The sequence below is a fragment of the Pseudomonas xanthosomatis genome (assembly GCF_019139835.1).
Lineage (GTDB): Bacteria > Pseudomonadota > Gammaproteobacteria > Pseudomonadales > Pseudomonadaceae > Aquipseudomonas > Aquipseudomonas fakonensis.
On sequence record NZ_CP077075.1, the window covers coordinates 2,429,334 to 2,453,557 of the forward strand.

21 protein-coding genes and 5 tRNA genes are annotated in these 24,224 nt (G+C 64.4%); 15 read left to right on the top strand and 11 right to left on the bottom strand.

Going from position 1 to position 24,224, the window contains the following annotated elements:
• Nucleotides 1-8 precede the first annotated feature (8 nt).
• Both KSS93_RS10830 and KSS93_RS10835 read right to left on the bottom strand, forming a co-directional pair.
• Nucleotides 9-464, bottom strand: a complete 456-nt coding sequence (locus tag KSS93_RS10830) for a MarR family winged helix-turn-helix transcriptional regulator (RefSeq protein ID WP_217888273.1) — start codon at nucleotides 462-464, stop codon at nucleotides 9-11.
• A gap of 55 nt (nucleotides 465-519) precedes the next feature.
• Nucleotides 520-1,476: a LysR family transcriptional regulator gene (locus KSS93_RS10835; protein WP_217888274.1), complete on the bottom strand. Its 957-nt coding sequence runs from the start codon at nucleotides 1,474-1,476 to the stop codon at nucleotides 520-522.
• A 113-nt stretch (nucleotides 1,477-1,589) separates the two neighbouring features.
• Here KSS93_RS10835 and KSS93_RS10840 point away from each other — a divergent pair, with 113 nt between their 5' ends.
• Nucleotides 1,590-2,339, top strand: a complete 750-nt coding sequence (locus KSS93_RS10840; protein WP_217843540.1) for a sulfite exporter TauE/SafE family protein — start codon at nucleotides 1,590-1,592, stop codon at nucleotides 2,337-2,339.
• 24 nt (nucleotides 2,340-2,363) lie between these two features.
• On the opposite strand, the gene KSS93_RS10845 is transcribed toward KSS93_RS10840, so the two are convergent.
• Nucleotides 2,364-3,215, bottom strand: a complete 852-nt coding sequence (locus KSS93_RS10845; protein ID WP_217888275.1) for a LysR substrate-binding domain-containing protein — start codon at nucleotides 3,213-3,215, stop codon at nucleotides 2,364-2,366.
• Between the two features lie 96 nt (nucleotides 3,216-3,311).
• On the opposite strand from KSS93_RS10845, the gene KSS93_RS10850 reads away from it, so the two are divergent.
• A complete protein-coding gene (locus KSS93_RS10850) occupies nucleotides 3,312-3,503 on the top strand; it encodes a DUF1127 domain-containing protein (RefSeq protein ID WP_217842385.1) in 192 nt (63 codons plus the stop codon).
• A 122-nt stretch (nucleotides 3,504-3,625) separates the two neighbouring features.
• Complete coding sequence (locus KSS93_RS10855; protein WP_217888276.1) at nucleotides 3,626-4,846, top strand: winged helix-turn-helix domain-containing protein; 1,221 nt, start codon at nucleotides 3,626-3,628, stop codon at nucleotides 4,844-4,846.
• Here the strand turns inward: KSS93_RS10855 and KSS93_RS10860 are convergent.
• The gene (locus tag KSS93_RS10860) at nucleotides 4,827-6,173 is read right to left on the bottom strand and encodes a class II 3-deoxy-7-phosphoheptulonate synthase (RefSeq protein WP_217888277.1); all 1,347 of its coding nucleotides are present in this window, start codon (nucleotides 6,171-6,173) and stop codon (nucleotides 4,827-4,829) included. The two genes, KSS93_RS10855 and KSS93_RS10860, sit on opposite strands and share 20 nt — an antisense overlap.
• Before the next feature lie 113 nt (nucleotides 6,174-6,286).
• Here KSS93_RS10860 and KSS93_RS10865 point away from each other — a divergent pair, with 113 nt between their 5' ends.
• Nucleotides 6,287-7,042: a spermidine synthase gene (locus KSS93_RS10865; RefSeq protein WP_217888278.1), complete on the top strand. Its 756-nt coding sequence runs from the start codon at nucleotides 6,287-6,289 to the stop codon at nucleotides 7,040-7,042.
• Nucleotides 7,043-7,466: 424 nt separating this feature from the next.
• Nucleotides 7,467-9,152, top strand: a complete 1,686-nt coding sequence (locus KSS93_RS10870) for a DEAD/DEAH box helicase (RefSeq protein WP_217842389.1) — start codon at nucleotides 7,467-7,469, stop codon at nucleotides 9,150-9,152.
• Nucleotides 9,153-9,357: 205 nt separating this feature from the next.
• Here the strand turns inward: KSS93_RS10870 and KSS93_RS10875 are convergent, their stop codons facing one another.
• Nucleotides 9,358-10,110, bottom strand: coding sequence for a DODA-type extradiol aromatic ring-opening family dioxygenase (locus KSS93_RS10875; protein ID WP_217888279.1), 753 nt, complete (start codon nucleotides 10,108-10,110; stop codon nucleotides 9,358-9,360).
• 102 nt (nucleotides 10,111-10,212) lie between these two features.
• Between KSS93_RS10875 and KSS93_RS10880 the strand changes: the two genes are divergently transcribed.
• On the top strand, nucleotides 10,213-10,860 hold the full coding sequence (locus KSS93_RS10880; protein WP_217888280.1) for a thiopurine S-methyltransferase: 648 nt from the start codon (nucleotides 10,213-10,215) through the stop codon (nucleotides 10,858-10,860).
• A 60-nt stretch (nucleotides 10,861-10,920) separates the two neighbouring features.
• On the opposite strand, the gene htpX is transcribed toward KSS93_RS10880, so the two are convergent.
• Both htpX and KSS93_RS10890 read right to left on the bottom strand, forming a co-directional pair.
• A complete protein-coding gene (htpX, locus tag KSS93_RS10885) occupies nucleotides 10,921-11,808 on the bottom strand; it encodes a protease HtpX (protein WP_217888281.1) in 888 nt (295 codons plus the stop codon).
• Between the two features lie 269 nt (nucleotides 11,809-12,077).
• The gene (locus KSS93_RS10890; RefSeq protein ID WP_217842393.1) at nucleotides 12,078-13,289 is read right to left on the bottom strand and encodes a pyridoxal phosphate-dependent aminotransferase; all 1,212 of its coding nucleotides are present in this window, start codon (nucleotides 13,287-13,289) and stop codon (nucleotides 12,078-12,080) included.
• Nucleotides 13,290-13,455: 166 nt separating this feature from the next.
• Here KSS93_RS10890 and msrB point away from each other — a divergent pair, with 166 nt between their 5' ends.
• Nucleotides 13,456-13,851 carry a peptide-methionine (R)-S-oxide reductase MsrB gene (msrB, locus tag KSS93_RS10895; protein WP_217888282.1) on the top strand — a complete coding sequence of 132 codons (396 nt, stop codon included), beginning with the start codon at nucleotides 13,456-13,458 and terminating at the stop codon, nucleotides 13,849-13,851.
• Nucleotides 13,852-13,865: 14 nt separating this feature from the next.
• On the top strand, nucleotides 13,866-14,354 hold the full coding sequence (locus KSS93_RS10900) for a glutathione peroxidase (RefSeq protein ID WP_217888283.1): 489 nt from the start codon (nucleotides 13,866-13,868) through the stop codon (nucleotides 14,352-14,354).
• On the opposite strand, the gene KSS93_RS10905 is transcribed toward KSS93_RS10900, so the two are convergent.
• Nucleotides 14,344-16,704 carry a hybrid sensor histidine kinase/response regulator gene (locus tag KSS93_RS10905; protein WP_217888284.1) on the bottom strand — a complete coding sequence of 787 codons (2,361 nt, stop codon included), beginning with the start codon at nucleotides 16,702-16,704 and terminating at the stop codon, nucleotides 14,344-14,346. The genes KSS93_RS10900 and KSS93_RS10905 overlap by 11 nt on opposite strands.
• 158 nt (nucleotides 16,705-16,862) lie before the next feature.
• Here KSS93_RS10905 and KSS93_RS10910 point away from each other — a divergent pair, with 158 nt between their 5' ends.
• Entirely contained in the window at nucleotides 16,863-17,750 is an 888-nt protein-coding gene (locus tag KSS93_RS10910) for an ATP-binding protein (RefSeq protein ID WP_217888285.1), read from the top strand.
• On the top strand, nucleotides 17,751-18,233 hold the full coding sequence (locus KSS93_RS10915; protein WP_217888286.1) for a GAF domain-containing protein: 483 nt from the start codon (nucleotides 17,751-17,753) through the stop codon (nucleotides 18,231-18,233).
• A 297-nt stretch (nucleotides 18,234-18,530) separates the two neighbouring features.
• Here KSS93_RS10915 and KSS93_RS10920 read toward each other — a convergent pair whose 3' ends face one another.
• Nucleotides 18,531-19,298: a hypothetical protein gene (locus KSS93_RS10920; protein WP_217842399.1), complete on the bottom strand. Its 768-nt coding sequence runs from the start codon at nucleotides 19,296-19,298 to the stop codon at nucleotides 18,531-18,533.
• A 423-nt stretch (nucleotides 19,299-19,721) separates the two neighbouring features.
• Here KSS93_RS10920 and KSS93_RS10925 point away from each other — a divergent pair.
• The 5 genes from KSS93_RS10925 to KSS93_RS10945 all read left to right on the top strand — a co-directional run bounded on the left by KSS93_RS10925 (nucleotide 19,722) and on the right by KSS93_RS10945 (nucleotide 20,284).
• Nucleotides 19,722-19,797: transfer RNA gene (locus KSS93_RS10925), tRNA-Glu, on the top strand.
• A gap of 4 nt (nucleotides 19,798-19,801) precedes the next feature.
• Nucleotides 19,802-19,877: transfer RNA gene (locus KSS93_RS10930), tRNA-Gly, on the top strand.
• A gap of 93 nt (nucleotides 19,878-19,970) precedes the next feature.
• A tRNA-Glu gene (locus KSS93_RS10935) sits at nucleotides 19,971-20,046 on the top strand.
• Nucleotides 20,047-20,051: 5 nt separating this feature from the next.
• Nucleotides 20,052-20,127, top strand: a tRNA-Gly gene (locus KSS93_RS10940).
• An 81-nt stretch (nucleotides 20,128-20,208) separates the two neighbouring features.
• Nucleotides 20,209-20,284: transfer RNA gene (locus KSS93_RS10945), tRNA-Gly, on the top strand.
• 51 nt (nucleotides 20,285-20,335) lie between these two features.
• Here the strand turns inward: KSS93_RS10945 and KSS93_RS10950 are convergent.
• Both KSS93_RS10950 and KSS93_RS10955 read right to left on the bottom strand, forming a co-directional pair.
• Nucleotides 20,336-21,847, bottom strand: a complete 1,512-nt coding sequence (locus KSS93_RS10950; RefSeq protein WP_225917329.1) for a hypothetical protein — start codon at nucleotides 21,845-21,847, stop codon at nucleotides 20,336-20,338.
• Between the two features lie 70 nt (nucleotides 21,848-21,917).
• Entirely contained in the window at nucleotides 21,918-24,095 is a 2,178-nt protein-coding gene (locus tag KSS93_RS10955; RefSeq protein ID WP_217888287.1) for an autotransporter outer membrane beta-barrel domain-containing protein, read from the bottom strand.
• Between the last annotated feature and the right edge of the window lie 129 nt (nucleotides 24,096-24,224).

Below are 24,224 nucleotides of genomic sequence, written 5' to 3' on the forward strand. Positions count from 1 at the left end.
CATAGACGTCAGAGGCTTTCTTGCAGGTGTGTGCGCAGTTGCAGCAGGTCGGCCTGCAGTTTGCGCAGCTGTTCGGCGCTGCGCCCGCTGGCCTTCAGAATGCAGTGCGGAACCTGGCGGGCCTCTTGTTGCAGTTCGCGGCCTTTGTCAGTCAGTTCCACCAGCACCACCCGTTCGTCCTCGCGGCTGCGGGTGCGCTTGAGCAGGCCTTCGCTTTCCAGGCGCTTGAGCAGCGGGGTGAGAGAGCCGGGGTCGGTGAGCAGGCGCTGGCTGATCTCGCCCACGGTCAGGCCGTCTTCCTGCCACAGCACCAGCATGGCCAGGTATTGCGGGTAGGTCAGGCCCAGGGCCTGCAGCAGTGGCTTGTAGACCTTGGTCATCAGCAGCGACGTGGAGTGCAGGGCGAAACACACCTGGTTGTCCAGCAGCAGCTCGTCGCAGGGGGCTTGGGTGTCGGCGTTCATGCAAGTCCTTGAATTCGGTCAGGTGAGAAATCTAGCACGCGATTTGTTTGCGCGCTTATTGCCAGCGCAGCTCGCTGCGCAGGGCCAGGTCCCAGGGGGGCACCGGGCTGAAACGGCTCTTGAGGAATTCGAGCAGCAAGCGGCTGCGAGAGTTCGTTTCATGTTCAAGGCGCAGTGCATAGATGCCTGTGGTTTCCGGTGTTGGAAGGCCGTTGTCGCAAAACAACGGGATCAGTTCACCGCGCAGCAGGTACTCGCTGATCAGCCAGGTGGGCAGGTGTGCTACCCCCAAGCCGGCCAGGGCGCCGAACAGCAGGGTTTCGGCGTTGTTGGCGGTCATGCGCATGCGTGCCGGGCGATACAGCCGGGCCTGGCCGGCCACCGTAAAGCGCCAGGCGAAGGGCGGCGCCAGGCCATCCCAGTCCAGGCCATCGTGCTGCGGCAGCTCGCTGGGGCAGGCCGGTACGCCGCGGCTGGCCAGGTACGCGGGGCTTGCGCAGGCGATGCGCACCATGTACGCCAACGGTGTGGCTACCAGGCGGGTGTCGGCCAGGGGGCCGGCGCGCAGCACCAGGTCGACCTCGCCCAGGTGGCTGCCGTGCAAGTCGACGAAGCTGTCGATCAGGCGTAGTTGCACGTCAAGCCCCGGGTAGGCCACCAGAAAATCGGCAATCGCCGGGGCCAGGTGGCGGCGCCCGAAGGCGGCCGGGGCGTCGATGCGGATCAGCCCTTCCGGGGCGTTGCTCAGCGACACCGCCTCGGCGCGGGCCAGGCGCAGCTCCTCGATGATGCGCCGGGCCCGTTCGGCGAAGGCGTTGCCGGCCGGGGTGGGGCGCACGGCATGGGTGCTGCGCGAAAACAGGCGGCTGCCGACGGCGGCCTCCAGGTTGTCGATGCGCCGGGCAACGGCAGACGGGGTCAGCGGGTGGCGGCGGGCAGCGGCAGAAAAACTGCCGGTGTCGAGCACGTCGAGGAACAGGCTGAGTTGTTCGGTGAGAATGTCGGGGCTCATGGCGGGCTCTGCTTGTGCGTAATGCGCATAGCCATTGTGCGCTGCTGTGCGTTTCCCCGCCAGCCGCGACTGGGTAGCATGCCTGCATCGTTTAAGCAGGTTGGATGAGGCAGATGGTCGAGTGGTTGTTGTATATCGTGTTGGGCGCGGGGCTGGGCACCATGGGCGGGCTGTTCGGCATTGGCGGCGGGTTGATCGCCATCCCGGCGCTGGGCGTGCTGTTTGGCCTGGACCAGCAACTGGCCCAGGGCACTGCGCTGGTGATGGTGGTGCCCAACGTGCTGCTGGCGCTGTGGCGCTACCACCAGCGCAACCGCATCGAGCTGCGCCATGCCGTGCCGCTGTCGCTGTGCAGCTTTGTGTTTGCCTGGCTGGGGTCGATCTGGGCGGTGGGCATCGATGCCCATGCCATGCGCCTGGGCTTTGTCGGCTTTCTGGTGGCGTTGGCGGTGTGGAACGTGGCGCGGATGTTCCTGCGCGTGGCACCGCCGAGCAGTGAACTGCGCTACCCGTGGCCGTGGCTGGGTGTGCTGGGCAGCTTTGCCGGCACCATGGGCGGCTTGTTCGGGGTGGGCGGTGCGGTGGTGGCAACGCCGATACTGACCAGCGTGTTCGGCACCACCCAGGTGGTGGCCCAGGGCTTGTCGCTGGCGCTGGCGGCGCCCAGCACCATGGTGACCCTGGCGACCTACGGCGTGCACCACAGCGTGGACTGGAGCATTGGCATTCCGCTGGCGGTGGGCGGCTTGCTCAGCATCAGCTGGGGGGTGAAGCTGGCCCACGCGCTGCCAGAGAAGGTGCTGCGCGGGATGTTCTGTGTGTTTTTGGTGGTGTGTGCGGTGATGCTGGGGTTTGAGCTTTAATCACGGCTCCTACAGGGGGCTGCGTTACTTGAACCCCTCGACGATGTACCCGGCCATGCAGTCGGTGATTGGCGACTGCTGCTGCGAATTGCGCAGCAGCATCACATTGGCCACGTGCAACTGCGGCAGCCCGTCGCTTTCATCGAGCATGCGCAGGTTGCCGCCGATCAGGCTCTGCAGTTGCGCGGTCACCGCCAGCCCGGCGCTGACGATGGCGAACAGCGCTGCCAGGCTTGGGCTGGTATAGGCGATGCGGTACTCGATACCGTGCTGCTCCAGCGCGTTGCAGGTCCAGGCGCGGCAGAAGCAGTCGGTGTTGAACAGCGCCAGTGGTATCGGGCGTTGCTCCTGCGGGCAAAAGCCTTGCGCTGCGGCCCACACCAGGCGCTCCTGGCGCAGCAACTGGCCCACTTCGTTGCCTGGCTCGCGGGTGACGATGGTCAGGTCGAGGTCCTGGCGCTGCATCAGGTGCTTGGAGGAGTCGCAGTGCACCTCGACATGTATCAGCGGGTAGTCCTGGGCGAAGCGGGTGAGGATGCCGGGCAGAAAACGCATGGCGTAGTCGTCCGGCGTGCCGATGCGCACCACCCCGACCATGTGCGGCATGCGCAGGGTATTGAACACCTCGCCATGCAGCTTGAGGATGCGCCGGGCATAACCCAGCAGCACCTCGCCTTCGGCAGTCAGGCGCACCTGGCGGCCTTCGCGCTCGAACAGCTGGCGCTGCAGAATGTCTTCTTCCAGGCGTTTCATCTGCATGCTCACCGCCGACTGGGTGCGGTTGACCACTTCGCCGGCACGGGTAAAACCGCCTTGCTCGGCAATCGCGACGAAGGTGCGCAGCACATCGGCGTCGAGGCTCTGGTACTGGGACATGGCATCAATCCTCTAGATGCATGGCATCAGAAACATTCGTTGGATTGATCCTAGGCCTGGGCAGAGACTGAAGCCATCCACACGGAGGGCTTCACGATGAAAGGTCATGCAAGCTTCACCCAATCACCTGTCCTGTCCCACCTGCTGCGTTGGTACGAGCTGTACCAGCAGCGCCAGGAACTGGCGCGCATGAGTGACGCCACGCTGCACGATTTGGGGCTGTCGCGGGCCGATATCCAGCAGGAGGCCGAGCGGCACTTCTGGGATGACCCGCTGAGCAAGGGCTAAGGCCGGAGTGATGGCCTTCGCGGGTAAACCCGCTCCTACAGGGGAAGTGCACATCTTGTGGGAGCGGGCTTGCCCGCGAATGCTATGGTGCAGGCACTGCATCATCACCAGGAGCGCGCGCAGTGAGCCTAGCGTTATCCATCCCCCAGGCCCGCCGCCTGGCCTTGTCTGCCCAGGGCTTCGGCAAACCACCAGAACGCACTCCGAGCCTGGCGGCAATCAAACGCACCTTGCAACAGCTGGGCGTGGTGCAGATCGATTCGGTCAATGCCTTGGTGCGTTCCCACTACCTGCCGCTGTTCTCGCGCCTGGGCGATTATCCACAGGCTGCCCTCGAGCAACTGGCCTGGGGCAAGCCCCGCCAGCGCCGCCTGTTCGAGTACTGGGGTCACGAAGCTTCACTGTTGCCGCTGGAGCTGTACCCGCTGATGCGCTGGCGCATGGCAGATGCTGCGCAGGGCCGGGGCATCTACCGGCAACTGGCAAGCTTCGGCCGCGAGCGGCGCGAGGTCATCGACCGCGTGCTGGCCGCCGTGCAGCAGCAGGGCGCGCTGGGCGCCGGCAGCCTGTCCACCCGCGAAGAACGTGCCGGCCCCTGGTGGGACTGGAGTGAAGAGAAGCTCGCTCTGGAATGGTTGTTCGCCGCAGGTGAGGTGACGGTGGCCGGGCGCCGAGGGTTCGAGCGGCTGTACGACCTGCCTGAGCGGGTGGTGCCGGCAGATGTGCTCGACCAACCCGTGCCTGATGAAGCCGAGGCCCAGCAGGGCCTGCTGTTGCACGCCGCCAACGCCCTGGGTGTTGCCACCGAGCAGGACCTGCGCGATTACTTTCGCCTGTCGCCCCAGCAGAGCAAGGCCGCCCTGGCCGAGCTGCTGGCCGATGGGCGGTTGCAGGCCTGCACGGTTCAAGGCTGGAAGCAGCCAGCCTACACAGCAGGCACCCCGCGCATTCCCCGGCGCATCCGCACCAACGCCTTGCTGTCGCCTTTCGATTCGCTGGTCTGGGAGCGCGCCCGCACCGAGCGGCTGTTCGACTTCCGCTATCGCCTGGAAATCTACACCCCGGCGCACAAGCGGGTGTACGGCTACTACGTGTTGCCGTTCCTTTACCAGGAGCGTATTGCCGCGCGGGTGGACCTGCGCGCCGAACGCGCCCACGGGCGCCTGGCGGTGCATGCGGTACACGAGGAGCAGGCAGGGCTGGATGAGGAGGGCTATCTGGCCCTGGCCGCCAACTTGCAGCGGCTGGCGGCCTGGCTGGGCCTTGAGAGCGTGCAGCTCAACTGCCCCCGCAGCGAGGGCAGTCGGCTGCGTCAGGCGCTGCTCAGCGGCGCACCTGCTTGAGGGTTTCGGCAATCAGGAAGGCCAGCTCCAGCGACTGATCGGCGTTCATGCGCGGGTCGCAGTGGGTGTGGTAGCGGTCTGACAGCGCGTCTTCGGTGATGGGGCGGGCGCCGCCGATGCATTCGGTGACGTTCTGCCCGGTCATTTCGATATGGATACCACCGGCATGGCTGCCTTCGGCCTGGTGCACCTGAAAGAACTGCTTCACCTCGTCAAGAATCTGCGCGAAGTCGCGGGTCTTGTAGCCGCTGCTGGCCTTGATGGTGTTGCCGTGCATCGGGTCGGAGCTCCACAGCACCTGGCGGCCCTCGCGCTGCACGCTGCGGATCAGCCCCGGCAGGTGGTCGCCGACCTTGCCGGCGCCCATGCGCACGATCAGGTTGAGGCGGCCCGGGTCGTTGTCCGGGTTGAGCACGTCGATCAGGCGGATCAGTTCCTCGGTGTTCATGCTCGGGCCGACTTTCACCCCGATCGGGTTATGCACGCCACGCAGAAACTCGACATGGGCGCCGTCCAGCTGGCGGGTGCGGTCGCCGATCCACAGCATGTGCGCCGAGCAGTCGTAGTAGTCGCCGGTCAGGCTGTCGCGGCGCACGAAGGCTTCTTCGTAGTTCAGCAGCAGCGCTTCGTGGGCGGTGAAAAAGCTGGTTTCGCGCAGTTGCGGGGCGCTGTCCAGGCCGCAGGCGCGCATGAACGCCAGGGTTTCGTCGATGCGGTTGGCCAACTGGTGGTACTTGTCGGCCAGCGCCGAGTTGGCGATGAAGTCCAGGTTCCATTTGTGCACCTGGTGCAGGTCGGCAAAGCCGCCCTGGGCGAAGGCGCGCAGCAGGTTGAGGCTGGCGGTGGCCTGGTGGTAGGCCTGCAGCAGGCGATCGGGGTCGGGTATGCGGCTGGCGGCGTCAAAGCCGATGCCGTTGACGATGTCGCCGCGGTAGGCGGGCAGGGTGAGGTTGCCGATGGTCTCGTCGTTGGCCGAGCGCGGCTTGGCGAACTGGCCGGCCATGCGCCCCACCTTCACCACCGGGCAGCCGGCGGCGAACGTCATGACGATGGCCATCTGCAGCAGCACCTTGAAGGTGTCGCGGATCTTCGCCGCCGAGAACTCGGCAAAGCTTTCGGCGCAGTCGCCGCCCTGCAGCAGGAAGGCGCGGCCCTGGGTCACCTCGGCGAACTGCCGGCGCAGTTCGCGGGCTTCGCCGGCGAACACCAGCGGCGGGTAGCTGGCCAGGGTCTGCTCGACCTTGTGCAGGTGGGCGGCGTCGGGGTAGGCGGGTTGCTGCTGGATCGGCAGGGCGCGCCAGCTGTCAGGGCTCCAGGGTTGGTTCATTGCAGGCTCTGTTGTTATCGGTTCGGGCGTGCAGCCATGGTACAGCCGCCGGGCCGCTTGTTGCACCACCGGCATTGGCGGACAATGCGCGTTTTGCGCAGGCGGTGGTTGGCATGGCGACGGAGCGGGAAGAACGGCTGCTGGCACGGGTGGAGGACGCCTTCGGCGTGATCAGCGTGTACGAGGTTGAAGACTACCGCTTCCTCGAGTTCGGCGATGCCGTCGAGCAAAGCTGCACCTTCACCGCCGACCCAAGCTGGCTGGAGTACGACTACACCCGCGCCATGCTGGTGGGCGCGCTGTGCCACCCGCTGCCAGAGAGCGCGTTGTTTCTCGGCCTGGGCGCCGGCACCCTGACCCAGGCGTGCCTGAAGTTCCTGCCGCTGGACGATGTCGAGGCCATCGAGCTGCGCCCCGATGTGCCACGCCTGGCCATGGAGTACATGGGCCTGGAGGACGACCCGCGGTTGTACGTGCGCATCGGCGACGCCCTGGAGCTGCTGCCGACCGCGGAAAAGGCCGACCTGCTGTTCGTCGACCTGTACACCGACTACGGGCCGGGTGTCGGGCACCTGGCCTGGCGCTTTCTGGAGAACTGCCAGAAGCAGCTCAACCCCGGTGGCTGGCTGGTGATCAACCAGTGGGCCGGCGACGATGGCCGGCCACTGGGGGCGGCGCTGCTGCGCGGCTTGTACCACCGGCATTACTGGGAGCTTCCGGTGAAGGAGGGCAACGTGATCCTGCTGGTGCCGGCAGACCTTGAGCAAACGCTGGACATCGACGCGCTGCGGGCCCGGGCCGAGGCGCTGGCGCCGCGCCTGGGGTATTCGCTGGAGTACCTGATCAAGGCGGTCAGGCCGGCTACCTGAAACTGTTTCTGGCGATGCGGTTCGTGTAGGAGCGGCCTTGTGCCGCGAAAGGGCCGCACAACGATTGGCGGGGCTGCTTCGCAGCCCTTTCGCGGCACAAGGCCGCTCCTACAGAAAAACGATTCAGCTCCAGCTGCATTGATAGCTCGATACTGGCCTTTGCCACTGAAATATTTCTCCCGGTATTCAGCTAATTCGTATATAGTACGCGCCGGTCTTTTAGCGGACCCTAAAATCAGGTGGTGCAAATCCTCCGAATCCAGCTTCGGCTGCATGTCCGCTAGGCGGACCCTCTCACACGTTTCTTATTTCAATCGTTTTCGCAAATCCCCGCCGCCAAAGCTGCCTGGGTGACCGTTTGGTCTTTCAAGGCATGTGCAGTTTTGGAGCATGGGTCTTTGCGGATGCACCTAGAGGCAGACCCATGACCCAGGAAACCGGCGGATTCGCCGCTCTCGATCTCAATCCGAATATCGTTGCTGCTGTTCTGGCCACCGGCTACGAAGAGCCATCGGCTATTCAGCATCAGTCGATCCCGATCATCCTCGCCGGTCACGACATGATCGGCCAGGCGCAGACTGGCACCGGCAAGACCGCTGCCTTCGCCCTGCCGATCCTCAACAAGATCGACGTGAGCAAGCGCGAACCGCAAGCCCTGATCCTGGCGCCAACCCGTGAGTTGGCGCTGCAAGTAGCTACCGCTTTCGAAACCTACGCCAAGCAGATGCCGGGCGTTAACGTGGTGGCCGTGTACGGTGGTGCCCCGATGGGCCCACAGCTGCGCGCCATCCGCAACGGCGCACAAATTGTCGTTGCCACCCCGGGCCGCCTGTGCGACCACCTGCGTCGCGACGAGAAAGTCCTGTCCACCGTGCAGTACCTGGTACTGGACGAAGCGGACGAGATGCTCAAGCTCGGCTTCATGGATGACCTCGAAGTGATCTTCGACGCCATCCCGGCCTCGCGCCAGACCGTACTGTTCTCCGCTACCCTGCCGTCGTCGATCCGTTCGATCGCCGAGCGTCACCTGCGCGAGCCCAAGCACGTCAAGATCCAGAGCAAGACCCAGACCGTCACCGCGATCGAGCAGGCCCACCTGATGGTCCACGCCGACCAGAAGATCCCGGCCGTGCTGCGCCTGCTGGAAGTCGAAGAGTTCGACGCACTGATCGCCTTCGTGCGCACCAAGCAAGCCACCCTGGACCTGGCCTCGGCCCTGGAAGCCAAGGGCTACAAGGCTGCTGCGCTGAACGGCGACATCGCCCAGAACCAGCGTGAGCGCGTGATCGACTCGCTCAAGGATGGCCGCCTGGACATCGTCGTCGCCACCGACGTCGCTGCCCGTGGCCTGGACGTACCGCGCATCACCCACGTGTTCAACGTCGACATGCCGTACGACCCGGAGTCCTACGTGCACCGTATCGGCCGTACTGGCCGTGCCGGTCGCGATGGCCGTGCGCTGCTGCTGGTCACTCCGCGTGAGCGCCGCATGCTGCAGGTGATCGAGCGTGTCACCGGGCAGAAAGTTGCCGAAGCCCGCCTGCCCGGCCCACAAGCCGTGCTGGATGCGCGCATCAAGAAGCTGACCAAGAGCCTGGCGCCGCTGGTGGCCGAGTCCGAGGCCAGCCACGGCGAGCTGTTCGACCGCCTGACCGCCGACCTGGGCTGCAGTGCCCGCGCCCTGGCTTCGGCCCTGCTGCGCAAGGCCACCAATGGCCAGGCGCTGGACCTGGCCAGCGTTGAGCGCGAGCAGCCGCTGGTGCCAACCTACACTCCGCGTGAGCGCACCGGTGAGCGTGCCGAACGTGGTGAGCGTAGCGAGCGCAGCAGCGGTGACCGTGAGCGCCGTGCGCCGATGCCGCTGGCCGAAGGCCGCGTGCGTTGCCGTACCGCCCTGGGTGCCCGTGACGGTATCGCGGCCAAGAACCTGCTGGGGGCGATCCTCAACGAAGGTGGCCTGGCCCGTGACGCCATCGGCCGTATCCAGGTGCGCGACAGCTTCAGCCTGATCGAGCTGCCGGAAGATGGCCTGGAGCGCCTGCTGACCAAGCTCAAGGACACCCGCGTGGCCGGCAAGCAGCTGAAGCTGCGTCGCTACCGCGAGGATTGATCCTCACGCAGTAACGAAGAATCCCGGGCCAAGGCCCGGGATTTTTTTGGCCTACATGAGCTTAGGCTTCCCCTGTAGGGGCGGCCTTGTGCCGCGAAAGGGCTGCGCAGCAGCCCCGGCGACTTTGCATGATGCCCAGATCCTGGGGCCGCTTCGCGCCCCTTTCGCGGCACAAGGCCGCTCCTACAAAGGGAGCGTTGCCTGTTCAATCGAACCGGTAGATATCCATCCCCAGCGCCCCCAGGGTGAAGCCCTGGTGCACGATGCCAAAGCGCTCGCCGGCGCCCACGGCGAAATACAGCGGCAGCAGGTGTTCATCGCTTGGGTGGTTGCGCACGGCAAACGGCGCTTGTTGCCGGTAGTCCAGCAAGGCTGCCTGGTCATTGGCCTGCAGCTTTTCCACCACCCAGTCACGAAACGCCAGCGCCCAAGGCTCGATCACATCAGGCCCCGCGTGCCAGTCCAGCTCGCCGAGGTTGTGGGTGATGCTGCCCGAGCCCACCAGCAGGATGCCTTCTTCACGCAGCGCCCGCAGCGCCTCGCCAATCTTCAATTGCAACGCCGGCCCGGCCTGGCTGGGCAGCGATACCTGGATCACCGGAATGTCCGCCTGCGGGTACATCAGCGACAGTGGCACCCAGGCGCCATGGTCGAAGGGCCGTTGCGCATCAAGCCGGGCCCCGAGCAACTGCGCCACCCGCGCGGCCAGCGCCGGCTCGCCCGGTGCCGGGTACTGCACCGCGTACAGCGCCGGCGGGAAGCCGCCGAAGTCGTGCCAGGTTTCTGGCTGCGGGTTGCTCATCACCAGCAGCTCGCGGCTCTCCCAGTGCGCCGATACCACCACGATCGCCTTGGGCCGGGGCAGGGCGCGGGCCAGCCCAGCCAGCGCAGGGCCGCTGGCGCCGGGTTGCAGGGCGAGCATGGGTGAGCCGTGGGAAATGAACAGGCTGGGCAGCATGGTAAAGGTCCTGGCGGGTAAGATGCTGTCATCTTCGGTCAGGCAACGATCGAGATCCAATATAAGTTTTTACGGCTATCAATCGAAAAACCGGGAGGAATTATGGAGCCAACGTTCTGGCACAAGCGGTGGGCAGACAACCAGATCGGCTTTCATCAGGCCCAGGTAAACCCGTACCTGCAAGCACACTGGCCGGCACTGGGCCTGGCACCCGGCGCCAGGGTGCTGGTGCCGTTGTGCGGCAAGAGCCTGGACCTGGCCTGGCTGGCCGGGCAGGGGCATCGGGTGATGGGCGTGGAACTGTCGCGCCGGGCTGTGGAAGATTTTTTTGCCGAGCATGGGCTGACGGCGCAGGTTGCGCGGCGTGGCGCGTTCGAGGTGTGGAGCAGTGGCGACGTCGAATTGTGGTGCGGGGATATTTTTGCGTTGCGTGCCGAAGATGTGGCCGGGTGCACCGGGCTGTACGACCGGGCGGCGTTGATTGCCTTGCCGCCTGAGATGCGTCAGCAGTACCTGGCGCTGCTCGGTGAGCTGCTGCCGGCCTGCAAGGGCCTGCTCGTGACCCTTGATTACAACCAGGCGCTGATCGACGGGCCGCCGTTCTCGGTGGCGGATGACGAGGTACGGGCGGGCTTGGCCGGGTGGCAGGTGGAAGTGCTCGAGGCGCCGGAAATTATCGGGGAGAGCCCCAAGTTTCAGAAGGCCGGAGTGTCGAGCCTGGTGGAGCGGGTGTACCGCATTCGGCGATAGGGGCGCCACAGTCGATAAAAAAGGGCGACCGAAGTCGCCCTTTTCACTCACATCTGTCTATCAACCGCGGCGGCGCAGGGCGTCGATGCGGTCTTCCAGCGGCGGGTGGCTCATCAGCAGGCCGGCCAGGCCGTGCTTGAGGCCGCCATTGATGCCGAAGGCCTTCAGCGTATCGGGCATGTGCACCGGCAGGCCTTGTTCCGAACGCAGGCGCTGCAGGGCGCCGATCATTGCGCCAGTGCCGGCCAGCTGGGCGCCGGCTTCGTCGGCGCGGAACTCACGGCGGCGCGAGTACCACATGACGATGATGCTGGCCAGAATGCCCAGCACCAGCTCGGCGACGATGGTGGCAACGAAGTAGGCGATACCGTGGCCCTCTTCGTTCTTGAAGATCACCCGGTCGACGAAGTTGCCGATGATGCGGGCGAAGAACATCACGAAGGTGTTCACCACGCCCTGCACCAGCGCCATGGTGACCATGTCGCCGTTGGCCACGTGGCCGATTTCGTGGGCCAGCACCGCACGCACCTCATCGGGCGAGAAGCGCTCGAGCAAACCTTGCGAAACCGCCACCAGGGCGTCGTTGCGGTTCCAGCCGGTGGCGAAGGCGTTGGCCTCGTAAGCCGGGAAGATACCCACCTCGGGCATTTTGATCCCGGCCTCGCGGGACAGCTCCTCGACGGTTTGCAGCAGCCATTGTTCATGGCGAGTGCGCGGCTGGCTGATGATCTGGGTGCCGGTGCTCATCTTGGCCATCCACTTGGAGATGAACAGCGAGACCAGCGAGCCCGCGAAACCGAACACGGCGCAGAACACCAGCAGCTTGCCGAGGTCGAGGTTGACCCCGTTGGCGGCCATGAACCCGTTGAAGCCGAACAGGCTCAGGGTAATGCTTGCAACCAGCACCACCGCGAGGTTGGTGGCTACAAACAACAGAATGCGCATCATGGTTGTCACGTTCTCCTGACGGAAGGAATTGTTGCGTACTGCGGGGGTATATAAGGGGGAGGGGACGGCGATTCAACCGGCCGACTATTTCAAACTGTGTACGCGAGGGAGTATGGCAGAGGATGTCGAGAGGGCTGTCAGATAGAGCGTTGCAGATTGTAAGAATGAATAACCCTGTAGGCGCCGGCTTGCCGGCGATCAGGCCAGCAGCGCCAACAAAGCGCAGGCCTGGCCCTATCGCCGGCAAGCCGGCTCCTACAGGGAATGCATTACTGCGAGTAAGTGCGCAGGAAGTTGCCGATGCGGCCGATGGCCTGCTCCAGGTCATCCACCCGCGGCAGGGTGACCACCCGGAAGTGGTCCGGCCACGGCCAGTTGAACGCGGTGCCCTGAACGATCAGCAGTTTTTCGGACAGCAGCAGGTCGAGGGCGAACTTCTCGTCGTTGAAGATCGGGCACACCTTCGGGTCGATGCGCGGGAAGGCGTACAGCGCGCCCATCGGCTTGACGCAGCTCACCCCGGGGATGTCGTTGAGCAGCTCGTAGGTGCGGTTGCGCTGCTCCAGCAGGCGGCCGGGCGGCAGCACCAGGTCGTTGATGCTCTGGTAGCCACCCAGGGCGGTCTGGATGGCATGCTGGGCCGGCACGTTGGCGCACAGGCGCATGTTGGCCAGCATGTCGATGCCTTCGATGTAGCTCAGGGCGTGCTGTTTCGGGCCGGAGATGATCAGCCAGCCGGAGCGGAAGCCTGCTACGCGGTAGGACTTGGACAGGCCGTTGAAGGTCAGGCACAGCAAGTCCGGCGCCAACGACGCGGTGCTGATGTGCACGGCCTCGTCGTAGAGGATCTTGTCGTAGATTTCATCGGAGAACACCACCAGGTTGTGCTGGCGCGCCAGCTCCAGCATGCCCAGCAGCAGCTCTTTGGAGTACACAGCGCCCGTGGGGTTGTTCGGGTTGATGATCACCAGGGCCTTGGTGTTCGGGGTGATCTTGGCCTTGATGTCTTCAAGGTCGGGGAACCAGTCGGCCTGCTCGTCGCACAGGTAGTGCACCGGCTTGCCGCCGGCCAGGCTCACCGCGGCGGTCCACAGCGGGTAGTCGGGGGCCGGGATCAGCACTTCGTCGCCGTTGTTGAGCAGCGCCTGCATGGACATGACGATCAGCTCGGATACTCCGTTACCGAGGTAGATATCCTCGATGCTGACGCCTTCGATCTGCTTTTGCTGGCAGTACTGCATGACCGCCTTGCGCGCGCTGAACAGGCCTTTGGAGTCGCTGTAGCCTTGGGCGGTGGGCAGGTTGCGGATGACGTCCTGGAGGATTTCGTCCGGCGCCTCGAAGCCAAACGGTGCCGGGTTGCCGATGTTCAGCTTGAGGATGCGGTGGCCTTCCTCTTCCAGGCGTTTGGCGTGCTTGAGCACTGGGCCGCGAATGTCGTAGCAGACATTGGCGAGCTTGTTCGATTTGCTGAACTGCATGATGAGATCCCGGTTGAGAATACGCGCGCGCCGCCGTCGAAAGGTTTGAAAGGGCGGGACGCGGGTGCCAGACTTGGCGCCTGGCACACGAAGCCAACTAATATACGTGCCACCCGCGCCAGGGAAAAGCCGGTGCGAGGTGAAATTCAAGCCTGCCGAGGTTCCCATGCAAAAGATCGACAAAACCCTGGACGAATGGCGTGCCATGCTCGACCCGGCCCAGTATCAGGTGTGCCGCCTGAAGGGCACCGAGCGCCCGTTCAGCGGCAAGTACAACAGCGAGCGCCGTGATGGCATCTACCACTGCATCTGCTGCGACCTGGCGCTGTTCGATTCGCAGGCCAAGTTCGATTCCGGCTGCGGCTGGCCGAGCTTCTACCAGCCGATCGAGGAGAGCGCGATGATCGAGATCCGCGACACCTCCCACGGCATGATCCGCACCGAGGTCACCTGCGCCCGGTGCGACGCCCACCTGGGCCACGTGTTCCCCGACGGCCCGCCACCCACCGGGCTGCGCTATTGCATCAACTCGGTGTGCCTTGATTTCAAGCCCCGCGACTGACCTGGAGCCGCCCCATGGATGATGCCCTGCTGAACACCCCTTGCGTTACCCTCGATGGCACGCAAAAAAAACTCGGCGACTTCGCCGGCAAGGCGCTGCTGGTGGTCAACACCGCCAGCCAGTGCGGCTTCACCCCGCAGTACAAGGGCCTGGAGCGGCTGTGGCAGGACTATCAGGGCCAGGGCCTGGTGGTGCTGGGCTTCCCCTGCAACCAGTTCGGCAAGCAGGAGCCGGGCGATGCCCGGGAGATCGCGCAGTTCTGCGAGCTCAACTTCGGGGTGAGCTTCCCGTTGTTTCGCAAGGTCGAGGTCAACGGCCCCGGCGCCCACCCGCTGTTCGTCGAGCTCAAGCGCCGTGCCCCGGGCCTGCTGGGCTGGCAGAAGATCAAGTGGAACTTCACCAAGTTCCTGCTCGACCCGGCCACCGGCAAGGTGACGCGCTACGCCCCCACCACCAAGCCTGAAGCGCTGCAAGCCGACATCGAGCGCCTGCTCAGCCGCTGAGCGGCACCCAGTGGTCGATCAGCGCCACCAGCTCTTCGCGCCGGAACGGCTTGGCCAGGTAGTCGTTCATGCCCGCGGCGCGGCAGCGCTCGCGCTCCTCGGGCATGGCGTTGGCGGTCAGCGCGACGATCGGCAACTGCGGCCAGCGCCCGCTCTGGCGGATGCGTCGGCTGGCCTCGTAGCCGTCCATCACCGGCATGTTGCAGTCCATCAGCACCAGGTCGAAGGTGGCCTGCTCCAGGCACTCCAGGGCCTCGGCGCCTTGCGCCGCCACCTGCACCTGGCAGCCGAGCTTGCCGAGCATGCCCTTGGCCACCAGCTGGTTCACAGGGTTGTCCTCCACCAGCAGGATGCGCGCACGGCGCTCCTGCCCAGGCGGGAGTTCGTGGGGTAGCGGGGCGTTGGGTTCGCCGTGCAGGGTGCGCCGCAGGGTGTGATACAGGGCGTTGCGCGCCAGCGGCCGGGCCAGTTGCTGCAGGGGCGCCAGCTGCGTGGCCTGCTCGCCGGGCAAAAAGCTGCCGTAGGCGGTCACCAGCACGATGGGGGCCTGTACTTGCGGGCGCAGGTCCAGCACCCGGTCCAGGTCGTCGGTGATCAGCACGTCCACCGCCTGGTCGGCCAGTTCCCGGGCATCGTCGAAGCGGGCGTAGTCCAGGCCCCAGCGCGGCAGCAGCACCTGCAGCAGCTCGGCCAGGCCGCTGTCGGCATTGCCCAGGGCCACCACCCGCCCGGCCAGCATTACCGGCGGCACCGCTGGCGTGTGGGCCGGCAGTGGCAGCTCGGCGCTGAAGCGGCTGCCAAAGCCGGTTTCGGACTGTATGTGCAAATGGCCCTGCATGGCCTTGCACAGGTTGTGGGTCAGGGCCAGGCCCAGGCCGGTACCGCCGTACTGGCGGGTGATGCCGGCGCCGGCCTGGGTGAACGGCTGGAAGATCCGCGCCTGGGCCTCCTCGGGGATGCCGATGCCGGTGTCGCTGACCTCCAGGCGCACGCCGCCGACGATGCTGGCCAGGCGCACATCGACGCGGCCGAAGCGGGTGAATTTCAGGGCATTGGACAGCAGGTTGCTGACGATCTGGCGCACCCGGGTGGGGTCACCGAGCACCGTGCTGGGGAAGTCTGCGGCAATCAGGCAGGTCAGCTCGACGCTGGTGGCGGCGTTTTGCGACAGCAGGTTGGCGGTGTCCTCGACCATCGCGCCGAGGTCGAATGGGATGCGTTCGAGCTCAAGCTGGCCGGCGTCGAACTTGGACAAATCGAGAATGTCGTTGAGCAACTCCACCAGTACCTTGCCCGAGTCGTGGGCGATCGACAGTTGCTGGCGCTGCTCCGGTGCCAGGCCGCTGTCCAGGGCCAGGGCGATCATGCCCAGCATGCCGTTGAGCGGGGTGCGGATCTCGTGGCTCATGTTGGCCAGGAAGGCGGCGCGGGCATGGGCCATGTCCAGGGCGCGCTGGCGGGCGTCGTCCAGCTCCTGGTTGGACTGGCTGAGGCGGCTGTTGCTGGCCTTGAGCTCTGTGGTGCGGGCGGCGACGATATCTTCCAGCTCGTTCAGGTACTGGGTCAGGCGGTTTTCGGCGTTGCGCCGCTGCTGGATTTCGGTGGCCATGCTGACGAACTGCTGGTTGGCGACTTTCACCAATACGCCGATCTCGTCGTTCTCGTGGCCTTTGGGGCAGTCCACCCGGGTTTGCCGGGGCGTGCGCGTATCGCCTGGGCCGCTCAGGGCGGCGATCACCGTCACCAGCGGCTTGGTCAGCATCAGGTAGAACAGCGCCAACAGAATGCCGGTGAGCACCAGGCTACGGGCGAAGCCGTTGAGCAGGGTGACCCCGGCACGGTCGAGAAAGCGCCCGCCGAAGGCGTAGGTGTCGACGTCCAGGTACAGGGTGCCGAGAAACTCGCCGGGCATGTGGGCCAGGTACAGCCGGTCCTGGAACTGGCGCTGCTCGCCGAACAAAAAATCCGATAATGGCCGGTAGCGGCTTTCCAGGCGCGGGCGCTCGACGTCGGCCAGCACCGTGTCGTTGTTGTCGATCAGCCGTGCGCGGACCAACGCCGGTGACTTGAGCAGGCCGCCGGTGAGTTCCTGGGCAAGTTCGGTGTCGATGTTGTAGGCAATGCGCGAGGCGGTGTCGTGGCTGATTTTCAGCAACGCCTGAATTTCACGGTTGATGGACGCGTCTTCGCTGGCATAATCGATGCCGATCTGGATGAGACTGAGCAATGTTCCCAGGATGAAGCCGACCAGGACTGTCAACCGGGCTTGCTTGTATGACAGGCGATTGGTGAACTTGATATCCATGGGTCCCAAGCCGGTTTGATTGCTCCGTGCGCGCTGCGCAAGCATAGCCGATCAGCCCCTGGCTGCTGGCGGGTCTGTCAAACATTCAGCCTTGGCCGCCATCGCGGGGCAAGCCCGCTCCCACGTGCTCGATTACAGCGTGGGAGCGGGCTTGCCCCGCGATGGCGGCCCGACGCTCTCATTGCCTGCCTTCAGGAGTCATCATGGACGCCCGCCTTACCGCTTTTCTCGACCGCGCCGAATCGGTCCTCGCGCGCCTCGAACCCTTGCTGCCCGCCCCACGCCCAGACATCGACTGGTCCCACACTCTTGCCGCCCGCTGGCAGCGGGACGGCCGCAGCGGCTATCTGCTGCCGCTGGAAGTGAGCCTGGACATTCGCCTGTCCGACCTGATCGGTGTCGACAAGCAGCGCGAGCAACTGGGCCGCAACACCCACCAGTTCATCAGCGCCATGCCCGCCAACCACGCCTTGCTGTGGGGCTCGCGCGGTACCGGCAAGTCGTCGCTGGTGCGTGCGCTGTTGGCCGAGCACGCAGGCGAGGGCCTGCGCCTGATCGAGATCGAGCGCGACCACCTGGCCGACCTGCCGCGGGTGGTGGAGCAACTGCAAAAGCTGCCGCAGCGCTTCATCCTGTTCTGCGACGATTTGTCGTTCGAGGCCGGGGAGGGCGACTACCGGGTGCTCAAGAGCGTGCTAGACGGCTCGCTTGAGCAGGCGCCAGACAACGTGCTGCTGTACGCCACCTCCAACCGTCGCCACCTGGTGCCGGAGAAACAAAGCGACAACGAAAACTGGAAGATGGTCGACGGCGAGCTGCACCCCAACGAAGCGGTGGAGGACAAGATCGCCCTGTCCGACCGCTTTGGCCTGTGGCTGTCGTTCTACCCGTTCAGCCAGGAGCACTTCCTCGATGTGGTCGAGCACTGGATCGGCCAGCTGGCGCGCCCGGCCGGGCTGCGCTGGGCGCGTACCGAAGAGCTCGAAATCCTTGCCGTGCGCTGGGCCACCGGCCGCGGCAACCGTAATGGCCGTTGTGCCTATCAGTTCGCCCGCTACTGGGTCGGGCTGCAATTGCTGGAGCAGAAATAAATGATCGACCTCAACGCCAGTGGCAAAGGCCTCGATGGCTATGACCTGCTGGCTGCGCAAGTGCAGGCGCTGTTTGCCGACGAGCGCGACTTTATCGCCAATGCCGCGCAATTTTCGGCGTTTCTCTATAACCAGGTAGACGAGCTGAACTGGGCCGGCTTTTACCTGAACCGCAACGAAGAGCTGGTGCTCGGCCCGTTCCAGGGCCAGGTAGCCTGTGTGCGCATCCCGTTCAGCAAGGGCGTGTGCGGCGCGGCGGCGGCTACCCGGCAGACCCAGCGGGTGGAGGATGTGCATGCCTTCCCCGGGCACATTGCCTGTGACAGTGCATCCAACAGCGAGTTGGTGATTCCGTTGGTCAAGGATGGCCGGCTGATCGGTGTGCTCGACCTGGACAGCCCGAAGCTTGCGCGCTTCAGCGAAGCGGACCAGGTGGGGCTGGAGCGCCTGGCGGCGATCTTCTTGCAATTGAGCGATTGCTGAAATGAACAAGGGGCCATTGAATGGCCCCTTTTTTGTGCGGCCCTTGTAGGAGATCACCCAGCCCTTTCGGGCTGCGCTGTCGCGCAGAGAACTAGTCCCGCAGATGTACCGCGGCCCCTGTGGGAAGCGGCCTTGTGTCGCGATGGGCTGCGCAGCAGCCCCGGCAATTTTGCATGAGGCTGAGGCCTTGGGGCCGCTTCGCGCCCCATCTCGACCGGACGGCGCCCCGGCAAGGCCGCTTCCCACGGGAACCGTGTTAAATCAATGAGTTGTAGTTTGTTCTATGAGAGCCTCGGATCAATCGTAGATGACGCGCTTTTTCCAGGTTTCGTCGTCATCGGTCTTCAACCCTTCGGTCAGGGCGTTCTGCTCGTTCTCGGCAGGCTCCATCTGGTCCAGTACCTGGGCATTGGAGCGGGCCAGCAGTTTTTCCATGTAGGTGAGCTGCTCTTCGTACTGTTTGGGTTCGGGCTGCTTGCGCAGGTACTGCACGCCGCGCTCGAAGGCCAGGCGCGCCTGGCCTGGCTGGTTTTGCTGCAGGGCCTGCTGGCCGAGGTTGTTGAAGAACTCGATGTGCAGCAGCACCAGGATGTGGCGGATTTCCTTGACCCAGTACTTGCCTTCGTTGGTGGCCAGGAAGCTTTCCTGGGTGGCGCGTACTATCTGGTTGTGCAAAAGCTCCAGCAAGAAGCGCACGTCCTTGGCCTTGACCTCGGTAACGATGGGCGAGGGCGGGTTGCTGACCGGGATCTTGTCGCCCTGGGCGATCAGGCCCTCGAGCTCGGCGATGCGTGCTTTCAGTTCGCTGCTGTGCTTGTCCAGCGCCAGCTGGCGCTGGTTGAGGTTGAGCTCAAGGCGGGTCAGCAGCAGCTTGAGCGCCGGGGTCATGAACTGGCCGGGGAAGGTTTCGCTGATTTCGCCGCAGCGGCGCAGGCGGTCGGCCAACTCGACCTTGAGGCGTGCCCGCTCGAGCTTGCCGTTTTCGACCACGTTGTTGAGGTAGCCGATCACGATCAGCAGTGCGATACCCGCAACGATAAGCAGGGTGATCAGAAGTGGTGTCACCGTTAACGCCTCATCATGTAGAAGTGTTGCATCTGTATATAGAGAGTGTAGTGAGTTCGCCGGGGCCCGAACAGTGCAGCCCGGCAGATGCCCGAATAGCCAAACAGGCCCCTGTGGGAGCGGGCTTGCCCGCGAAGAGGCCGGCACAGGCACGACTCACGTTGCTATCGGCCAACGCCCGGATTTCTCCAGCTGTGGCGCATTGCCATGAGCTTGCCGGCCTGCCGCCAGAAAAGCAACGTCAAACCCCGGGCGCCCCTTGCGCAGGGCCGCAAGACACAGCGAAGTCATTGATTTAAATAAATTTTGATAAAGGGCTTGACGCTATGCCGAGGCGTCCCTAGAATGCGCGCCACTTGCAGCGTAAAGCACACAGCGAAACGCTACAGGGAGTGAAAGCAAGCATGTAAATGCGAGCAGCGTGTCCCCTTCGTCTAGTGGCCTAGGACACCGCCCTTTCACGGCGGTAACAGGGGTTCGAGTCCCCTAGGGGACGCCATATTGCGGGAATAGCTCAGTTGGTAGAGCACGACCTTGCCAAGGTCGGGGTCGCGAGTTCGAGTCTCGTTTCCCGCTCCAGTTTCTCCGGCACTGCTTCGGCATGGCAGGAAAAGAAAGCCCAGTCTGAATCGTGAGGTTCATGTGCTGGCGGCGCTGAAAAGCGCAGGCTTAGTCCCCTTCGTCTAGTGGCCTAGGACACCGCCCTTTCACGGCGGTAACAGGGGTTCGAGTCCCCTAGGGGACGCCATATTTGCGGGAATAGCTCAGTTGGTAGAGCACGACCTTGCCAAGGTCGGGGTCGCGAGTTCGAGTCTCGTTTCCCGCTCCAGTTCAAACACAGCGCTACGGCGATGTGTCGGTGGTGAAAGGGCTCAAGCCAGTCACGCCAAAAGCAGTAAAGCTTCACTTTGCGGGAATAGCTCAGTTGGTAGAGCACGACCTTGCCAAGGTCGGGGTCGCGAGTTCGAGTCTCGTTTCCCGCTCCAAACATGAAAAACGCCACTCTTCGGAGTGGCGTTTTTTTTTTTGCTTCGGGTTTACGCATCCACCAGTGTGGCCGCCGCATCCGGAAACTTCAGCCAACTGGCCTGCTGGTCGAACGACACCTGTACCGACACCCGGAACTGATAGTTGAGCGCCAGCTTCTGAAGCTCGACCTTGCTGATGCTGCCCAGTGCCATGATGCCGCCTTCGGTGGGCACGGGCAGGGCGTCGACGATGGGCAGTATGAGCACCTTGGTCAAATCGTTGCGGTCCACGCCCTCGATCCAGGCATTGACGAACTGTGTCGTGTCCCGGTATTGCCACTCACCCAAGGTGAACTCGGCTTTTTCGCCCATGGTGCGCAGGTTCAGTTGCGCGTTCTGGATTTTCGCGCACTGCACGATCGGCAGGCCGATGATGGCCCGCACCGTGACGAAATGCGAAGGCGAGGGCGGTTGGTTGGGTGTGTTGATCTGGTAATACAGCTCGACCTGGCTGTTCATGTGCGGTGCTATGTGGGCTCGCGGTACCAGGTAATCGCGTGAGCCTGCAGCGATGGGCGTGCTGGTTTGGTAAGCGCCCACGGTCCCGGGTACTCCCCAATGGATGGTGACGGTTTCACCGGGCTTGATCTCGGTGGCTTCGGGCACGACGAAGGTCACACCATTGGGGGCGTCGGCCGGCAGCAGAGTACTGAACGAATTTTGATCGCTGCCGACGGCCTCCCGAATGAACGGGCGGTGAAGCACGCGCGGGGGCGGTGAAGCCTTTGAGGTTACTGCCAGTGCCAGGGAGCGCTGGGTCGTCGTGCCGGCCCTGTCCTGTATTTCGTATCGGGCAAAACGGATGCCATCGCCAGTCTGGCGGATGAAGTCGCCTGTGAAGGTTACTGTGTAGGGGGCTTTGGTTGTTGCGCTGCCTGGTGTGAGCCGACGCACGTCATCCTTGCCCAGCACGCGCATGCCCACCATTTGCTTGCCCGCCGGGTCGTCGCTCCAATACCACCTGAGCGTGTCGCCGGGTTCGGCGCCCCAATAAGGTGGTATCTGGGCGGCAACCTGGTCGCCGAAGGCGGCCAGGTAATCCTCGGTGACACCCTCCCGACGAATGTCGACATCGAACAGCAGGGTGTCATCATCCTCGATGATTTCAGGCGGCTCCCGGTCGATGTTGATCTCCAGTTTGCGCGACGGGTTCTGGCTGTTGTTGAACAGCGTGACTCGGTAATGCAGCGCGTGCAGGCCATGGCTCAGAAAGCGGGTCGGCACCAGAATGAACAGTTCATCGGGGCTGATGGGCTGTGTCCAGGTTTTCTTTTCCACCAGGGTTTCATTCCAGTACAGCTCGAGGTGCTCGGGAAACTGCACGCTCGGGTACGAATTTGCCCACATCGGGAACTCGACGCGCAAAGGCAGCCGGCTTGCCGCGAACGGCAGCAGGTTTTCGACACCGCCTTCAATGTCGGGCAGCAGTTCAGGGACGGTGGGGGGGACGAGCACGTTGAAATTCAAAACACTTGCTTTGCTGGCATTTGCCAATGGTTTGGAACGCTGTTGATTAGCCATAGAAGTTCTCCTTGCATCCTCTTGCAATCAAAAAGGGGAAGGCCGTGACGGCCTTCCCCTGGGTTCAGTATTACCAGTTGTATCGCACCCCGAAGTTGACGCCCCAGGGCTGTTCCATCTTGCTGCCGTTGCTGTATTCGAAGTCGGCGTGGGCTTGCCAGCGTTCTGCCCAAGCCACGGCGACCCCGGCGCCCAGCTCAGCGCGGGTGCCAGACAGGTCGTTGCCCAGGCGGTTGCCATTGACCCTGACCTGGTTGTCATTGATGAACTCGTGCACTGCCGCCACCCGCACGTAGGGTTGAACCGTGCGCCCACGGCCAGCATCGAAGGTGCGCCCGGCGGTGCTGCCCAGCTTGCCCAGCAGCGAGCGGGTACGCTCGACGTCGGCCTGCAGGCCGTTGTCCAGGGTGTAGTCCTTGCCCTGCACCATCAGCCCGGACAACTGCACGAATGGCTCGACGAAGTAGCCGTCGGCCAGGGCCAGGTGGCGCCCGGCTTCCAGCGACATGCCGGCGCCCAGCGTGGCGTAGTCGCCCTTGGCCTTGCTGGCATCGCTCTGGCGTACATCGGCCTTGTTCTGGAAGCGGTTGAGGCGGGCCACGGCGTCCAGGTAGTAGCCGCTGTCCGGCTCCAGCCAGGTGGCGTAGGCGCCCACGTGGTAGCTGTCGATGCGGGCGGACGAGCCGCGGGCCAGGTTCAGGTCGGAGCTGCTGTAGCCGGCGGTCACCCCCACCAGCCAGTTGCCGTCACCGGCCGCCAGCGGCGTGTCGGCGCCGAACGACAAACCTTGTTGCTGTTGCTGGTAGGCGGCGCCGGCGCGTTCCGAGACGTTGAACCGGTTGCCGTAGCTGCGCAGCCACATGCCCGTTTGCTGCGGGTTGCGCCGCACTTCGCCCATGCGGCTGCGCAGCACGCTCATTTCGCCATACCACACGGTCGGCGTGGCATCGCCCAGGGCCATCACCGACTGCGCGCCGGGGCTGAGTTTGCGGGTGGTGAGGTCAAGGTACCAATCGTTGGCGCCGCGTTGAGTCAGGTCGTAGGAGTAGGTGCCCAGGTCCACCGGGCCGCCCACCAGGCTGAAGGTTGCGTCGCCGGCTGCGGCGTGCACCATGTGCAGGCTGGCCTCGCTGCTCGGGTCGCGGCCGCTGCTGCTGATCAACAGCCCATGGTTGCCGGTGGCGTTACCGGTGATGTTCAGGAAGTCGGTCTGCCCGGTGCTGAAGTTGGCTTCCATCACGAAGGTGCCGTCGCCGGCCAGGTTGTCCACCGTCAGGGTATGGAACTCACCGGCTTCGCCAAAGCGCACCGAGCCGGCGTTGAGCGTGAGGTCGCCGAGCTGGCTGTCCTCCACCATGGTCCATTGGGCGCCGCTGGCCAGGCCCAGGCTGTCGACGTTTTGCAGGCGCCCCTTCAGGGTCGCGGCGTTTTCCAGCAACACGTTGGCCGAACCGCCGGTATCGACCACGATATCGCCGACCAGGTGGCTGTCATTGACCCGCAGGTCGGCGCTGGAAGCGTCGCCTACCTGCATCAGCACGCCATTGCTGCCACGCAGGGTCGAGCCGTTGAGTACATCGATGCGCGCGTTGCCGGGCACTGCTGCACTGAAACCTACCTGGATCGCCGCGCCGCCAAGCCCTTCCACCAGGCTGTTATCGAGCACCACGCTAGAGCCGCCCGGCGCCGGGAACTCGAAAATCGCCAGGCCATTGGTACTGCCGCTGATGACACTGCCGGCCCGGGCGATCAAGGTCGCGTTGACCAACTGCGCGCCTGCGGCGTTGGGGCCGGTGCCACGCAACTGGCTATTGTGCAGTTCGACGCTGCTGCCATTGAGTTGCGCGCCGACGGCCCCTCCCTCGACCACGCTGTCGACCAGCACGGCGCTGGAGCCGGACGCCAGGCCCAGGCCGCGAATGTCACTGGTGATGGTAGTGCGTTGTACGTTGGCCGAGGCGCCGATCAGGTTCAGGCCATCGCCGGTGTTGCCGCCCAGTACCTGGCTGTCGGACAGCTTGAGGGTGGCACCGGTCTCGCCAGTCAGCGAACGCGTGGTTGCGCCTTCGGTGGTCAGCGTGGCTGGGCCGGTCACGCGGTAGCTGTCGAAGAACGCGCTTGCGCCCAGCAGCGTATCGGTGGTTACGAGGGTTTCGGCCATGGCCGAGGTCGCCAGCAGCGGCGAGACGAGCAGGAAGCCGCGAATTCGGTTGAGTTGGCGGGGGGAGGAGGGCGTGAAATCTGACATGGCGGTTCTCGTCGAAGGCACTGAGGTCTGTAAGGTCCTTCTGAGTTCGTATGGGAAGGATCTGAGGGCTGCGAGAGTAAAAGCGCCAACTTGGTATTTATGTAGGAATAGTCCTACGCGCCTAGCTCA

Coding starts and splice junctions, on each gene's coding strand:
- KSS93_RS10830 (WP_217888273.1), bottom strand. CDS start 464: ATGAACGCCGACACCCAAGCCCCCTGCGACGAGCTGCTGCTGGACAAC.
- KSS93_RS10835 (WP_217888274.1), bottom strand. CDS start 1,476: ATGAGCCCCGACATTCTCACCGAACAACTCAGCCTGTTCCTCGACGTG.
- KSS93_RS10840 (WP_217843540.1), top strand. CDS start 1,590: ATGGTCGAGTGGTTGTTGTATATCGTGTTGGGCGCGGGGCTGGGCACC.
- KSS93_RS10845 (WP_217888275.1), bottom strand. CDS start 3,215: ATGTCCCAGTACCAGAGCCTCGACGCCGATGTGCTGCGCACCTTCGTC.
- KSS93_RS10850 (WP_217842385.1), top strand. CDS start 3,312: ATGAAAGGTCATGCAAGCTTCACCCAATCACCTGTCCTGTCCCACCTG.
- KSS93_RS10860 (WP_217888277.1), bottom strand. CDS start 6,173: ATGAACCAACCCTGGAGCCCTGACAGCTGGCGCGCCCTGCCGATCCAG.
- KSS93_RS10865 (WP_217888278.1), top strand. CDS start 6,287: ATGGCGACGGAGCGGGAAGAACGGCTGCTGGCACGGGTGGAGGACGCC.
- KSS93_RS10870 (WP_217842389.1), top strand. CDS start 7,467: ATGACCCAGGAAACCGGCGGATTCGCCGCTCTCGATCTCAATCCGAAT.
- KSS93_RS10875 (WP_217888279.1), bottom strand. CDS start 10,110: ATGCTGCCCAGCCTGTTCATTTCCCACGGCTCACCCATGCTCGCCCTG.
- KSS93_RS10880 (WP_217888280.1), top strand. CDS start 10,213: ATGGAGCCAACGTTCTGGCACAAGCGGTGGGCAGACAACCAGATCGGC.
- htpX (WP_217888281.1), bottom strand. CDS start 11,808: ATGATGCGCATTCTGTTGTTTGTAGCCACCAACCTCGCGGTGGTGCTG.
- KSS93_RS10890 (WP_217842393.1), bottom strand. CDS start 13,289: ATGCAGTTCAGCAAATCGAACAAGCTCGCCAATGTCTGCTACGACATT.
- msrB (WP_217888282.1), top strand. CDS start 13,456: ATGCAAAAGATCGACAAAACCCTGGACGAATGGCGTGCCATGCTCGAC.
- KSS93_RS10900 (WP_217888283.1), top strand. CDS start 13,866: ATGGATGATGCCCTGCTGAACACCCCTTGCGTTACCCTCGATGGCACG.
- KSS93_RS10905 (WP_217888284.1), bottom strand. CDS start 16,704: ATGCTTGCGCAGCGCGCACGGAGCAATCAAACCGGCTTGGGACCCATG.
- KSS93_RS10910 (WP_217888285.1), top strand. CDS start 16,863: ATGGACGCCCGCCTTACCGCTTTTCTCGACCGCGCCGAATCGGTCCTC.
- KSS93_RS10915 (WP_217888286.1), top strand. CDS start 17,751: ATGATCGACCTCAACGCCAGTGGCAAAGGCCTCGATGGCTATGACCTG.
- KSS93_RS10950 (WP_225917329.1), bottom strand. CDS start 21,847: ATGGCTAATCAACAGCGTTCCAAACCATTGGCAAATGCCAGCAAAGCA.
- KSS93_RS10955 (WP_217888287.1), bottom strand. CDS start 24,095: ATGTCAGATTTCACGCCCTCCTCCCCCCGCCAACTCAACCGAATTCGC.